The following is a 13,340-nucleotide window of genomic DNA, read 5'->3' as shown; positions in this document are numbered from 1 at the left end:
GCCAGGGGCGCTCAGGTCAGGTCGAGGGTGCTGGCGGCCTGCCGCACGAGGTCCTCGTCATCGCCGAGCACGAGCGCGGTGTGTGGGCGGCGGGAACAGAGAACGACGACGCCGTCGAGGTGCATCATCCCGGCGCCGTCGCCTCCGATCGGGTTCTCGACCTGTGCTGGCATGGGGAACGGTTCGTCGCTGACGTAGATGATCAGTCGTCTCCCGGTGTCGTCCCGGTAGGCGTACCCGGTGACGGGTTGTCCGGCCAGGTGGCCGGCGCTGGCGCCAGCTGCGGACAGGCGCAGCGCGGACAGGTCCGGGCCAGGTTGGGCGGGGATGTTCGTGCCCGGCAGGCGGTCGTCGTGGTAGCCGGCGACGGCGACGGTGATCTGCGGTGCCGGCGTGCTTGCGGTGTTCCGGCCAACGACCGCCGCGCCGAGGACCGCGACCAGGACCAGCGCGGCGGCGGCAAGCGCCCACGACCGCCGGTCACGCCCGTGCCGGAGCCTGCCGAGCCAGGACGTCCGACCGTCGATCGCGGCGTCATCGCCGGGTTGCCGTTCGGCGGCAACGGCTCCGGTGAGTCGGGCGACCAGGTGCGGGGGGGCCGGTTCCCGGGCCAGGTGGGCCAAGGCCCGGCCGCGGCGTCCGGTGTCGACCTCGCTCCAGCAGCGGTCGCAGGTGAGCAGGTGCGTCTCGAACGCCTCGCGTGGCCCGTCGGGCAGTTCACCGGCCAGGTACGCGCCGACGGTGGCGCCGTCGTCATGCCTCACTCGGACGTCACCCCCTGTCGTTGCAGCAGCTCGGCGAGCTTCTTGTGCCCACGGTGCACCCGGGCCAGTATCGTGCCGCGCGGCGTGTCCGTCATCGCCGCGACCTCGGCGGCGGTGAACCCGCACAGGTCCATCAGCGCGATCGCCTCCCGTTGCGCGGCCGGCAGTCGCCACAACGCGCGGTGCACCTGATCGCGGACGAGCCCGTTCATCGCCTCGCCCGCGGTGTCGCTGCCCGACGTCAACGTCGTCCCGGCGTCGGGGTCCAGGACCTCGACCGGCCGGACGGACTCGTACCGCCACCCGGCGCGCGCGGCGTTCAGGCAGATCGTCGCGAGCCAGGCCCGCACGTCGTCCGGCGGCCGTCGCCGCCACCCCCGCAAAGCCCGCAGGTACGTCTCCTGCACCAGGTCCTCGGCCTGCGGCCGGGACCGCGCCAGGCGTCGGGCCAGGTTGTAGACCAGGTCCAGGTGCTCGTGCATCGCCTGCAGGAACTCGTCGTCGCTCATTCACCCACCCATCTGACCGGGTAGGACTCGCCGCGGGCGCATCTGATTGCACCAGTGTCCCCCGTTCCTCAGAACCGGTCGGAACATCCGGGCCGTGCAATCAGTCGCGGCATCCGTGCGTCCTGTGCCGGTGAGAGCGTCCGCCGTCGTCGGCGCGACGCCGCAGGCGTACCGGCGTGGATACGCCGGACACGAGGAGGAGGATCATCCATGGCAACCACTCACACCGCCGCAGGTCCCGTCGCACTATCCGCCCGCCTGGTCGCGGGTGTCGCCGGTGGTCTGGCCGGCGGCGTCGTCTTCGGCGTCATGATGCAGGCGTGGGGCATGCTGCCGATGGTGGCGATGCTGGTCGGCAGCGAGTCCGTCGCGGTTGGGTGGCTGGTCCACCTGGCCAACTCCGCCCTCTTCGGCGCCCTCTTCGCCGTGCTGCTCGGCCGGTGGGCGCTCATCCTGCCCACCGCCCTCGGGGTCGGGTTGGCCTACGGGCTGGCCTGGTGGGTCCTCGGCGCGCTGCTGATCATGCCCGCCTGGCTGGGCATGAACGAGATGATCTTCCAGCTGAACACCGTCGCCTGGCGCAGCCTGGCCGGCCACCTCGCCTTCGGCCTGATCCTCGGCCTGGTCTACGCCATGGCGGGAACGCGCGTCGGGCGGGCACCGACCCGCAACTAGCGCGGGGTAAACCGCAGGCGAGGAAGGCGAACCGGCCGACCTCCCCTGGGCCGCTGCCTCCCTCCGCCGGTCGAGTGCGACTCCTGCCCTTCCCTGCCGTCAGTCGAGCGTGAGCCGCAGGTCGATCTCGTCCCAGCCGTCCGAGGCACACCAGCCCTGCAACCGGCAGCGGTGCGTACGGGAGTCGTCGACCGCCCGCGCGAACGCCTGCTCGTCGGTGACCGGGATGCCGGCCCCGGTCAGGTCCCCCAGTCGTGGCGCGGCCACCGGATCGTCGGCGGTCATGATGAAGGAGCCGTCGAGGGTGCGGACGAGTTGCTGAAGTGCCCGGGACAGCGGCTCCACCGCGCCGACATCCGGCCGGTGTCGGGGACCGACACCGGCGCGTAACAGCAGCAGCGCCCCGTCGAGCACGGTCACCGCCGCAGACGCGGACTTTCCGCAGCTGTCGGCGTGGAAGAAATGCAGTACCGGAAACGCCAGATGTCTTTCACCCAGCCGGACGAGTTCCGGGGTCAGGCTGGTGAGGTGCTGGGTGAACATGGGGGCGAACTGCCCGTCCGCCCAGCCACGACGGACGATGTCGGCCGGATCAGCGCCCAGGGCGGTGATGTGGCCGGCGATCGTGCGTTTGTCGACCACGGCCGACACCACCTGCATGAGGTACGTGATGCCCAGGGTGATCAGGAACAGACCGGTGAGCACGGCGCCCGTCGTCGCGAGTTGGGCACCCGTGGTCCCCGGCGTGTAGTCACCGACGCCGAGGGTGAAGATCGAGAACCCGGTGAAGTAGAACCTGGACCAGCCGTCGGCGGGACGGCCGAACTGGTCGAGCACCGCTTCCGGGGTGGCATTGAAGACCAGGAACCAGCCGATCCACAGTCCGACGACCCAGGCCACGAAGGTGGCCACGAGCACGCTGGTGCCGGCCCAACGAAGGATTCGGTGTCGTCGGGGGCCACGGCCGGCAAGCCGGCGGATCAGACGCCACGTGCCCTGCGACACGTGCCGGGTGAGCGGACCTGCCCCGCCCGCGAGTGACAGCGTCGTCAGCGCCGCGTCCACCAGGATCGTCCCCACCACCAGGAGGCCGACCAGCACCCCCAGCACACCCACCGCTCCACCTTCCGCTGCCACCCGACCCGACGTCGCCGTGTTCGCCCGGGCATCCGCCCAACATCAGGCATTCGGCGGGCCTGCGCAACTTGGCCCGGGGCCGAGGAAACGGTCAGACCGGCGTCTTCCCGGCCTCCTGCGGTGCCGCGCCCTGCGTCTCACCCACGCGTACGCCGGCCCCGGCACCTGAATGCCCCGCCTCTTCAGAACCACTGTCGTACGACGACCCCCGCCCCACCGCTGTTGTCGCCCAGGTTGTTGTCGTTGAAGGTGAAGACCAGTTGCGGTACCGGGCCACCGCTGCTGGAGAACAGCATGCAGTCGCTGTCGGTGCCGACCGGGAACCAGGAGCTGGACCCGTACTCCCGGCTGGTCTTCTTCACCCACATCGAGCCCGTGGTGACCCGGGCGATGAGCGCGTACCGGGGTGCACCGGGTGCCGGCCATCCGCCGGTGGTGGGAGCGACCGGTAGCTCGCCGGCGATGCTCTTGGTGGTGCCCCACCGGTCGATCTGGACGCTGCCCTGGGCTGTCACCCGGAACGCGTCCGAGCGGATGATGCTGATGGGCGACGACCACGTCGTCTGCCGGCTTCCCGGCGCGGGCCAGGGGGCGGGGTCCTGGTGCTGCGGGGCGGTCGAGTGGTAACAGTCGCCCAGGGCGGTGTCGGCCGCCGCCGGACCGGCCGGCAGCAGCACGACCGTGAGAGTGAGGGTGAACGCGGTGACGGTCGAGATGATCGTCCTGGCCTTCATGGCGGCTCCTGTCGGAGAACCCGCCAACGGCAGCCGCCAGCGGTGGCGCCCAGTGTGTCCCATCCCGACAAGCAACCCGTGACCTGTCCGTGTCAGGTCCCCGTTCCGCAGGAGTATGACCCGGCCTCCCGCCTGAGCCTCCCCACCGGTTCGCCTGAGCCGAACGAGGGTGAACGCGGACTAGGGTGCAGCCATGACCTGGCCGGCTACCGAGTCGCCACTCATCGGCCGCGACAGGGAACTGGCCGCGGCGGTGGCCGCGCTGCGGGTCCCCGGGTCTCCGGGCGCGCTGCTGGCCGGTCCGACCGGCGTGGGCAAGACCCGCCTGGCCCAGGAAGCGGCCGAGCGGATACGAGGCGCCCAGGTCCTGCCGGTGCGCTGGCCGGTCGCCGGGTCCGGTCTGACACTCGCCGGCCTCAACGGGCTGCTCCCGCCCGTCGACAGCCGGACCGGCGGCCTGGACCCCGTGCAACTCGGCCTGCTCGGCCTCCGTCGCCTCGCCGAGCAGGGCCCGACGATCCTGTTCGTCGACGACGCTCACCGGCTCGACGAGACATCCCTCGCCGTACTTCACCAGGCCGTCATCGAGCGACTGGTCACGCTGCTCGCCACGGCGCGTACCGACGAGCCGGGCCGGGATGCGCTGACCGCGCTGTGGAAGGACGCCGGCGTCGTCCGGATCGACCTCGCCGCGCTCGGTCCGCAGGCGTCCGACGCCCTGCTGGCGGCCGCTCTGGACGGTCCGGTGGAGGGTCGTACGCTGCGTCGCCTGCGCGACGCCGCCGCCGGGAATCCACTCTTCCTGCGCGAACTGGTCGCCTCGGCGCTCGAATCCGGCCTCCTCGATTGCCCGGACGGCCTCTGGCAGCTCACCGGTCCGATGACAGCGATCCCCCGGCTGGCCGAGCTGCTACGAGGTCGACTCACCGACACCGGGACGGGGGAACGAGAGGCACTGGAACTGCTTGCGGCGGGCGAACCCGTCCCTCTGCCGGTGGCGTCCGCCATCACCGGCGAGGAGGTGCTGGAAGCGCTGGAGCGCCGAGGGCTGATCGCCGTGGACCTCGATGATCAACCGGTGGTCCGGCTCCGCCATCCGCTCTACGGCGAACTGCTCCGGGCCGACACCCCGGCCCTGGGCCGGCGGCGACACGTCCGCCGGCTCGCCGACGCGCTGGACGCCGAGGGCCCGCCGGCCCCGGGGAACCTCATCCGGAGCGCGCTGTGGCGGCTCGACGGCGGCGGCCCCGTCAACCCCGAGTTCATGTTGGCCGCCGCCGAACGGGCCGCGTTGACCCGGGAGCACGCGCTGGCCCAGCGGTTCGCCCAGTCTGCCTGGTCGGCGGGAGGCGGCATGCTGGCCGGGCTGGCCTCCGTCCGGGCACTGGCCCACCTGGGACGGGCCGACGAAGCCGTCGCGCTCTGTGTCGAGCTGACCGAGCAGGTCGCCGTCGACGGGACGGAGGAGGACCGCTGCCAGGTGGCGATCCAGCACGCCGAGATCCTCGTGCACGCCGCCGACGACGTGCACGCCGCCCGTACCATGCTCGAACTCGCGTCCGAACGGGCGAGGGGCGGGGCGGGGCACCCCCGCTCGGACGGGCCGGTGGCGGCCGAGCTGCCCAACCCCTGGCGCGACGGGCTCGACGCCTACGGTCTCTACCTGCGGTCGTACCAGCTCGACTGCACGGTGATCGACGCGGCCCTGGCGACCCTGCGCCGGCCAGGGCCGGTCTCGTCCCGGCTCGCCGCCAGCTCCGCCGCCGGGTGCGCGCTGCTGCTGGCCGGTCGGATCGCCGAGGCGGAGGCGTTGATCCTGGAGACGTTGCCGCTGGCCCGGCGCCACCTGGGAGCGAGCCAGATGCAGAGCAGCGGGATCTCCCCGTTCCTCGCTCTGCTGCGCTGCTACCGGCCCGACCCCGGTTCAGCGCTCGAACTCGCCCTGGCCGGGTACGAGACCAGCCTGCATCCGCCCGATCCGGTCAGCCAGACGCTGCACGCCCTCGTGCTGGCCCAGATCTCGCTGGTCCGGGGCCGGCCCCGCACGGCTCTGCGCTGGGCCCAGGAGTCCCGCCTGGTGGCCGGGGACATCGGCCTGCGTCCGGTGTGCCGCTGGGCCTCGGCGGTCCGCGTGCAGGCCGGCGTCCAGCTCGGGCTCGAGGTGGACGACGCCGTCACCGACCTGGACCGGTACGCGGGCGGTCCAGCTTCGGTCCGACTGTTCGACATGGAGGTTGCCCGCGCCCGCGCCTGGCACGGCGCGGCCCGGGGGGACGGCGGAGCAGGCGTCGTCCTGCTCGCCGACGCCGTCGCCGAGCACGCCCGGCTCGGTGCGGTCGGCGCCGCCACCCTCGGCGCACTCGACCTGGTCCGGCTCGGCGGTGCCGGGGCAGCGGCCCGGCTGCTCGACCGCCACCCACCCGACCCCGGGTGGGCGCTCGGCGCGGTCGTCGTCCAGTACGCCACCGCAGCCGTCGCCGGCGAACCCGACGGCCTGCTCGACGTCGCCGACCGGTTCGGCCGATTGGACATGCCCCTGCACGCCGCCGAGGCGGCGAGCCTTGCCGGCTCCCGCTGGCTGGCCGGCGACGAGCCCGACGGGGTGTCCCGGGCCCGGCTGGTCGTCGACGTCCATCTGGCCCGGATCGCCGAACCGGTCAACTCCCCGGCGCTGCGCCCCTGCACGGCGGTGAGTCGACTGACCGCCCGCGAACAGCAGATCGTGCTGGCCGCGGCGGACGGCGAACGGACCAGGTCGATCGCGCAGCGGTTGCACCTGTCCGAGCGCACGGTGGAGAACCACTTGAACCGGGCATACCGCAAGCTCGGTGTCGCCGGGCGGGCAGAGCTGCGGGGCGCCCTCTCCGTCGGCGACCCGGACCCGAATTGAGTACCCCGGCACTCATGCGTCCCGGCCGGCGGCCGTGCTGGGCTTGTCCGGTCCGAACAGGCTCTCGTTCCTTCCGGGAAGGCACATCCGCATGCGCACACCCGTTCTCCTCCGTCGGCTGCTCGGCACCGCCGTCGGTTCACTCCTCCTGATCGGGGGTCTGGTCCTCGGTGCCACCGCCCCGGCCGCCGCGGACCCGCCGGAGATCCGGTTCGAGAACCTGTGCGGTGCGGTCGCCTTCGACTGGGACACCGGCACCATCGGCGGTGACGAGACGTGGGCGACCACCGTGCTGCGTGACGGTGTGGTGATCGACGAGTTCGAGATGCGGGAGCGGGGCGGCCAGAAGTACGGCGCGCGGGACGGTGCCGTGTTCGAGATCCGGCGCGAAGGGCTGCCCGCCCGCGAGTACCTGCACCGGTCACCGGCCGACTGCGTGGATCCGCCACAGCTCACCGTCACCGCGGCCAGTGAGTGTTCCTCGCTGCTCGTCACGTTCGGCAACCTGGGGACCACCCCGATCACCGGGATCCAGGTGCTGATCGAGGGCGTCGGAGGCCGGGACGTCCCGCCCGTCGCGACCGGCAGCCGCGACCTGCACTTCCGGCTCGCCGACGGTGCCCGGTTCTACGTGGTCACCCCGCTGGGCAGCGGCTTCGCGCACTGGTTCTCCGGTACCTACGACAGGCCGGAGCGGTGCAACCCGGACGAGGTCGAGGTGCGATTCACCGACGGGTGTGACGGGGTCAGGGTCGACCTGACGAGCACGGCCGGCGGGGTGTTCCGGGTGGAGGTGCTCGCCGGAGGCAGCGTCGCCGGGACCGCGGTACTCGCCGCCGGCGGTGACGCCCGCGTCGACGTGACGGCCGCGCCGGGGACCGCCGTACTGGTCCGCGACGTGGTGGGCGGCAGCGAACTGGGCCGGCACACCGTCGGGGAACCGGCCTGCGCTACGCCGACGCCGACCTCCGACGGCAGCACGCCGACGCCGACCTCGGACGGGACGGCGCCGACGCCCGGCGGATCATCCGCCGCCCCGCCCGGTGGCGGTGGCGGACTGCCGGTCACCGGCGCCTCGACCACCCTGTTCTCCCTGGCCGGGTCGCTGCTGGTGGGCACCGGGGTGGCGCTGTTCCTGCTGACCCGGCGTCGTCGGCTGCGTTTCAGCGCAGGCAACGGCCGGGCCTGAGCAGAGCACTCTCGGCCGGTGCACCGACCCGTCGCCGGGCCGGTGCACCGGCCGTCAGCCACCACTCCGATCGGAGATGCGATGTCGACCCCACGACGAGGACGCGGACTTCCCCTGGCCACCGTCGTACTGACGGTCCTGGCCCTGCTCACTCCCGTGCCGTCGGCCGCCGCCGCCGCCGAGGAGAAGTTCCGGCCGGCGACCGAGGACGCCGTCAAGGACGGCTACGTCGTGGTCCTGGCGAAACCGAAGTCCGATGACGAGACCGTCGAGCAGACCGCCGACCGGCTGCTGGCGACCTATCCGGGCAAGCTGGAATTCACCTACCAGCACGTCCTGCGCGGCTTCGCGGTCACGACGACCCTGGAGACCGCGTACGCGCTCAGCAAGGATCCCGAGATCGCGTACGTCGAGCAGCAGGTGGAGCTGGAGTTCCTGGGCGACCAGGTGGATGCGCCGTGGGGGCTGGACCTGAGCGACCAGCGCCGGGGGATGGACGACGTCTACCGCTGGGACTCGGACGGCTCGGGTGTGCACGTGTACGTGGTCGACTCCGGTATCCGGCAGAGCCACCACGACTTCGAGGGTCGGGCCTCCGCTGACGTCTCGTTCGGCGATGCGGGCACCGGCCCCGGTGGGTCGGCCGACTGCAACGGCCACGGCACGACGATGGCGGGAGTGATCGGCGGTCGGGTCCACGGGATGGCCAAGGGGGTCCGCCTGCACTCGGTGCGGATCGGTTGCCGCGCCGGCACCACGGCAGCCCTCCTCGCGGCCGTGGACTGGCTCGCCGTCAACGCGATCCGCCCGGCCGTGGCCAACTTCAGCTTCCGGTCGGCGCCCAGTACGGTGGTCGACGCCGCAGCCACCGAGCTGATCAGGCGTGGGATCACGGTGGTGGCGGCCGCCGGCCAGACCAACGAGGACGCGTGCGGCTCCTCCCCGGGCAGGGTGCCGGCGGTCGTCACGGTCGCCGCTGTGCACGCGTTGAAGGACCGCACGGCAAGCTCCAACTGGGGCGGGTGTGTGGACCTGTTCGCCCCGGGCGAAAGCGTGCCGACCACGACGAACGCCAGCGACACCAGCACCGGACTGACCGGCGGAACCTCCATCGCGACCGCACACGTCTCGGGGGCGACGGCCCGTTACCTCCAGCGTTTCCCGGCCGCCTCGCCGGCACTGGTGGCCGCCACCCTGATCAACGAGGCGAGCCGGGACCGGGTCACCGACCACCGGGGCTCGCCCAACCGGGTGCTCTACACCGACGTCAACGGTCCGGGCAACGATGGTTTCGGACGTACCGGGGCGGATGTGAACGGCGACGGCCGCGACGACATCGTCACCTTCGTACGTGGCACGCCCGCCGACGTCTGGGTGGCGCTCTCCACCGGGTCGAGTTTCGGCGCCGGATCGAAGTGGCACGAGTACTTCGGCGCTGGTGAGGAGATCCCGATGGTCGGTGACGTCAACGGCGACGGCAGGGCCGACCTGATCACCTTCACGCGCGGCACCAGCGCCGACGTCTACGTGGCGCTGTCGACGGGATCGTCGTTCGGGCCGTCGCAGCGGTGGCACACCTGGTTCGCCGCGTCCAACGAAACTCCGGCGGTCGGTGACTTCAACGGCGACGGCCGTGACGACATCGCGACCGTGACCCGGGGCGTCCTCGGCAGCCCCTCGGTCAACCGCACGGTGTACGTGGCGTTGTCGAACGGGACCGGCTTCGTCGGCACCGGCGTGCGGTGGAGCGATTCGTTCCTCGGCGGCGACGCGGTGCCGCTGGTCGGTGACTTCGACTGCGACGGGCGTGACGACCTGGCGGCCTTCGAGCGGGGTGGGGCCGGCCGGGTGCTGGTCGCTTCCTCCCAGGGGGACCGGTTCGCGGGTGCGACACTCTGGAGCTACCGCTTCGCGCTGGCCACCGCGGTACCGACGGTCGGCGATTTCAACGGCGACGGCTGCGACGATGTGGCGGAGTTCTCCCGAGGTGACGCGCCGTTCGTCCGCGTCGCCCTCTCGATGGTCGGCTACTGGGCCACCCGGCTGTTCGGTGATCCGACTGTGTGGCACCGCGACTTCGCCGGGGGCGTGGCGGTCCCCGGCGCGGGCGACTTCACCGGTGACGGCCGCGACGACGTGGTCGCCTTCACCAGGGGCAGTGCCGCCGATGTCTTCGTAGCGCCGTCGACCTCGGGGGCGTTCTCGGCCGACGTCCGCAAGTGGAACGACTGGTTCGCCCACGGCACGGAGGTGCCCATGCCTTCCGTGCTCTGGTAGTCGGGCCTTAGGCCGAGCCGAGCATGGTACGGCCCCGGCCCCGGGACATCGAGCTCACGGCTTCGCGTCGGCGGCCGAACGTCGGGCCTGTTCCTCGTCGCGTTGTTGGCTGAGGAAGAACGCACCGAGTGCACCGGCGAGGGTGCCGAAGACCACCACGGAGTACGCGGCGAGGACCAGTTCGAGGACCTGCGCGAAGGTGTCGGTGGCGGCGAGCGGCTCGCCGGTGATGGTGGTCAGGGCGACGTCGTGCAGGGCCTGCCCGTACGCCGGGTAGGAGCCGACGACGACCAGGAGTTGCCCGGCGGCGAGGATGATCGTCGCGGTGACCACGGCGAGCCAGGCCAGCCGGTCGGTGAGCAGCCGGCCGGCCGATCGGGAGCCGCGGACGGCGGCGGCTACCACGCCGGTGCTGCGCGCGGCACGCAGCGCGGCGGCGGCGCGGGCGAACCGCAGGAAAGGCACGGCGAGGAAGATCACCTGCCACCAGTTGCGTTTCCAGAACTCACGGGCGCAATGGCGCGCCAGCCAGGCACGCAGCGCGAACTCGGCGACGAAGACCGCCCACAGCACCCAGCTGGTGACGGTCAACACGCCGACGACTGGCTGGTCGTGGGTGACGGCTTGGCCCAGCACCAGCAGCAGGAACAGAAGGCCGAGGACCCCCATCGGCTTGTCCAGCCGACGGGCGAGACCGTTCAGCCGGGCGTCGTCCTCCTGCCGTGCCCGGCGCGCACCCTCGTCCCGGCGGGTGTGCTCGGTCATCGTCCTGCGCGGCGGCTCACGCCGGCCCGGGTGCTTCGGATCGGCTCGGCATAGGCAACCCGTACCCACTGGCTTGCCCCTCATACCGCCGGTGTGTAGCCGAATTCCCGACGGGTATGTCGCCGGCTGGCACCGCCCCACTCCAGGGTCGGCTCGTCGACCTTGTCCTGAGGGAGGACGTCGTGGACCAACCGCTTCCTGTCGACCCGGACCGGGACGCCGGCCTGGCGCCGAGTCTGCCGGGTGACCCGGCTCGGTCGACAGCTCTGTCCGGGATCGGCTCGCAGTGGCGGACGACGACCCGACCGTGGGCAGATCGCCGCGCACGATGAGGAGCGCCGGGGGTAGGAACGACGCCCCGGGAGCCGAGAACCTGCTGCGTGGTCCGGAGCAGTCGCGGCAGGCCAACTTCCTGGAGTTGTTCTTCGACCTGGTGCTGGTCTTCGCGCTGAAGGGTGTCGTCGACCGAGTGACACCGGACCTGCTCAGCGACGACCTCGTGATCCGCTGGGCGTCGCTGCTCTACGCCCTCGTGCTGGTGTTGCCCCTGCTGTGGCTGTGGACCACGACCGCGCACATCAGCAGCCGCTTCGATCCTCGCCACCAGGGGATTCAGCTGATGGTGCTGGCCAGTGCCTTCGGTCTCCTGCTCATGACGACGTCGCTGCTGGACGCGTTCATCGGACGAGGTCTGGCCTTCGCCCTGCCCTATGTCCTCCTCCAGCTCGGCCGGCCGCTGATCCTCGCGGTGATGCTGCGGGGGAATGTCCCACTCCAAGACCTCTACCGCCGGTCGGCGGCGTGGTCCGTTGTCTCTGCCGTGCCGTGGGTGTCGGAGGAATCGTGCAGGACGAGGCGAGGGTCCTGTTGTGGATGCTGGCCATCACCTTCGATCTCGTGGGGGCCCGGGTGGGATGGTTCGTTCCCCGCCTCACTCGTCGGTCGATCAGCCCGTGGGCCATGCACGGCGGTCACCACCTGGCCGAGCGTTACCAGCAGCTCCTGTTGATCGCGTTGGGCGAGAGCGTGCTGGCGGTGGGAACCACCTACACCGTCCTGCCGGCGAGCGTTTCCGGCACGCTGGCACTTGTGGTGGCCTTCATCACCACGGTCCTGCTCTGGCGGATCTACTTCTACCGCTCCGGACAGGTCCTCGCCGAAGCCGTCACCATGGCCAGGAACCGGCTGGACATCGGACGGCGGACCGGTGCCGCCCACATGATCATGGTCATCGGAATTCTCCTGGTCGCCATTGGCCACGAGGTCGTACAGAAGCGGGCCGACGCCGACCAGCAGGCTGCCTGGCTGATGACGATTTTCGGCGGCCCGGCCCTCTTCCTCCTGGGCCGGATCCGACTGGAACGCATCGTCTTCGACCGTCTCTCCGCCCGCAGGATCGTCGGCATCGTCCTGCTGCTGGCGCTCGCGCTGCCGCTGATGTTCACCACACCGCTGGCCGCCGCTGTCACCGCCTCCCTCGTCCTGCTGGGCATCGCGATCGCCGACGCGCGCCGGGCAGCGACAGACCTGAAGAGGCGCCGGCACCGGCCCTTTGACCGCGCTCAGGGCTGCCGCCCGGTCAGGCGGCCAGCGCGACACCCAGTCGAAGATCCGGTCGGGGAGCACGAAGGTCAGGCTGCCGGTCAGAACGCGACCAGCAGAAGGGTCAGCACGAGCAGGGAGCAGCCGATCTCGATCATCCCGACCTGGGCCGCACGCAACCGCCGACGCGGCAGGATGACGGCGCGGGCCAGGAGCACCAGGAAGGCCGGCACGAGCAGCAGATCCAGCCAGGCCGCCGCGACCAGCGCGGCTGCGTGGAAGCCGATGGAGAGCCTCACGTAGCCGGGGTGCCCGCGTTCCCGGATCATGGTCTTGACGTACAGGACGGTGCCGACGAGGTACAGAAACAGAGCCACGAAGGCGGGGGCCACGTCGCTGAGGGGCGCCCCGGAGATGGTGGCCACGACGAAGACCAGCAGGCAGCTCTGCGCCACCGAGGCGAGGTCGTTGAGCAGGGCCCGCTCCCGCCGTCGCCAGGCGTACCCGGCGTTGACGGCCAGCAGCAGGGCGTAGACCGGGGCGTACCAGAGCACGGCCGGCCGGGCGATCAGCACAGCCGCCGCGAGTGGCGCCGTGACGAGGCCGTAGGCCAGCATCTGGTCGGCGAAGCGGCCCGGCCGGCGGGTCTTGACGGCCTGGAAGACGTAGTAGGACAGCAGGTAGCCGGCCAGCCAGGCACCCAGTAGCGGCAGGTGCGGCCAGCGCGGGCCGACCAGCGCGATCCCGACGGTGTACGGCAGCAGCAGCATCGCCCAGGCGCCGTGCTGCGGCGGCAGGAAACGACGGATCCGACGGCGGGGGTTGACCGGTCGCACGGTCGTGACGGCGGTGGACATG

At 71.7% G+C, this 13,340-nt stretch carries 10 protein-coding genes and 1 pseudogene; 5 read left to right on the top strand and 6 right to left on the bottom strand.

The features are described from left to right. Positions 1–11: 11 nt before the first annotated feature. Both ACIBR0_RS23400 and ACIBR0_RS23395 read right to left on the bottom strand, forming a co-directional pair. Positions 12–764: an anti-sigma factor family protein gene (locus ACIBR0_RS23400; RefSeq protein ID WP_396719009.1), complete on the bottom strand. Its 753-nt coding sequence runs from the start codon at positions 762–764 to the stop codon at positions 12–14. Continuing rightward, on the bottom strand, positions 761–1,273 hold the full coding sequence (locus ACIBR0_RS23395) for an RNA polymerase sigma factor (RefSeq protein ID WP_396719007.1): 513 nt from the start codon (positions 1,271–1,273) through the stop codon (positions 761–763). Before ACIBR0_RS23395 ends, ACIBR0_RS23400 begins: the two co-directional genes overlap by 4 nt. A gap of 210 nt (positions 1,274–1,483) precedes the next feature. On the opposite strand from ACIBR0_RS23395, the gene ACIBR0_RS23390 reads away from it, so the two are divergent. Next, the gene (locus ACIBR0_RS23390) at positions 1,484–1,948 is read left to right on the top strand and encodes a hypothetical protein (protein ID WP_396719005.1); all 465 of its coding nucleotides are present in this window, start codon (positions 1,484–1,486) and stop codon (positions 1,946–1,948) included. A gap of 99 nt (positions 1,949–2,047) precedes the next feature. Here the strand turns inward: ACIBR0_RS23390 and ACIBR0_RS23385 are convergent, their stop codons facing one another. Together ACIBR0_RS23385 and ACIBR0_RS23380 are read right to left on the bottom strand one after the other, a co-directional pair. Beyond that, positions 2,048–3,064 (bottom strand): ion channel, encoded by a 1,017-nt coding sequence (locus tag ACIBR0_RS23385; RefSeq protein WP_396719003.1) that lies wholly within the window; start codon positions 3,062–3,064, stop codon positions 2,048–2,050. Between the two features lie 203 nt (positions 3,065–3,267). Then, positions 3,268–3,819 (bottom strand): hypothetical protein, encoded by a 552-nt coding sequence (locus tag ACIBR0_RS23380; RefSeq protein WP_396719001.1) that lies wholly within the window; start codon positions 3,817–3,819, stop codon positions 3,268–3,270. 193 nt (positions 3,820–4,012) lie between these two features. Here ACIBR0_RS23380 and ACIBR0_RS23375 point away from each other — a divergent pair, with 193 nt between their 5' ends. From ACIBR0_RS23375 to ACIBR0_RS23365, 3 genes are all read left to right on the top strand, one after another. Then, positions 4,013–6,709 carry a LuxR C-terminal-related transcriptional regulator gene (locus tag ACIBR0_RS23375; RefSeq protein ID WP_396718999.1) on the top strand — a complete coding sequence of 899 codons (2,697 nt, stop codon included), beginning with the start codon at positions 4,013–4,015 and terminating at the stop codon, positions 6,707–6,709. A 91-nt stretch (positions 6,710–6,800) separates the two neighbouring features. Further along, positions 6,801–7,898, top strand: coding sequence for an LPXTG cell wall anchor domain-containing protein (locus ACIBR0_RS23370; RefSeq protein ID WP_396718997.1), 1,098 nt, complete (start codon positions 6,801–6,803; stop codon positions 7,896–7,898). 81 nt (positions 7,899–7,979) lie between these two features. After that, positions 7,980–10,175 (top strand): S8 family serine peptidase, encoded by a 2,196-nt coding sequence (locus ACIBR0_RS23365; RefSeq protein ID WP_396718995.1) that lies wholly within the window; start codon positions 7,980–7,982, stop codon positions 10,173–10,175. A gap of 54 nt (positions 10,176–10,229) precedes the next feature. On the opposite strand, the gene ACIBR0_RS23360 is transcribed toward ACIBR0_RS23365, so the two are convergent. Next, positions 10,230–10,940 carry a hypothetical protein gene (locus ACIBR0_RS23360; protein ID WP_396718993.1) on the bottom strand — a complete coding sequence of 237 codons (711 nt, stop codon included), beginning with the start codon at positions 10,938–10,940 and terminating at the stop codon, positions 10,230–10,232. A gap of 328 nt (positions 10,941–11,268) precedes the next feature. On the opposite strand from ACIBR0_RS23360, the pseudogene ACIBR0_RS23355 reads away from it, so the two are divergent. Next, positions 11,269–12,377: pseudogene (locus tag ACIBR0_RS23355) on the top strand (low temperature requirement protein A); the annotation flags it as partial. Between the two features lie 206 nt (positions 12,378–12,583). Here the strand turns inward: ACIBR0_RS23355 and ACIBR0_RS23350 are convergent. Beyond that, a complete protein-coding gene (locus tag ACIBR0_RS23350; RefSeq protein WP_396718991.1) occupies positions 12,584–13,339 on the bottom strand; it encodes a YwiC-like family protein in 756 nt (251 codons plus the stop codon). Between the last annotated feature and the right edge of the window lies 1 nt (position 13,340).

This window comes from Micromonospora sp. NPDC049497, assembly GCF_044465805.1.
Classification (GTDB): Bacteria; Actinomycetota; Actinomycetes; order Mycobacteriales; family Micromonosporaceae; genus Micromonospora.
The sequence above is the reverse complement of the archived record's forward strand: the minus strand, read 5'-3'. Positions and strand labels throughout refer to the sequence as shown.

What these genes read in the sequence shown, in the direction of transcription:
- ACIBR0_RS23395 (WP_396719007.1), bottom strand. Translation starts at nt 1,273, where the DNA reads ATGAGCGACGACGAGTTCCTGCAGGCGATGCACGAGCACCTGGACCTG.
- ACIBR0_RS23390 (WP_396719005.1), top strand. Translation starts at nt 1,484, where the DNA reads ATGGCAACCACTCACACCGCCGCAGGTCCCGTCGCACTATCCGCCCGC.
- ACIBR0_RS23380 (WP_396719001.1), bottom strand. Translation starts at nt 3,819, where the DNA reads ATGAAGGCCAGGACGATCATCTCGACCGTCACCGCGTTCACCCTCACT.
- ACIBR0_RS23375 (WP_396718999.1), top strand. Translation starts at nt 4,013, where the DNA reads ATGACCTGGCCGGCTACCGAGTCGCCACTCATCGGCCGCGACAGGGAA.
- ACIBR0_RS23370 (WP_396718997.1), top strand. Translation starts at nt 6,801, where the DNA reads ATGCGCACACCCGTTCTCCTCCGTCGGCTGCTCGGCACCGCCGTCGGT.
- ACIBR0_RS23365 (WP_396718995.1), top strand. Translation starts at nt 7,980, where the DNA reads ATGTCGACCCCACGACGAGGACGCGGACTTCCCCTGGCCACCGTCGTA.
- ACIBR0_RS23360 (WP_396718993.1), bottom strand. Translation starts at nt 10,940, where the DNA reads ATGACCGAGCACACCCGCCGGGACGAGGGTGCGCGCCGGGCACGGCAG.
- ACIBR0_RS23350 (WP_396718991.1), bottom strand. Translation starts at nt 13,339, where the DNA reads ATGTCCACCGCCGTCACGACCGTGCGACCGGTCAACCCCCGCCGTCGG.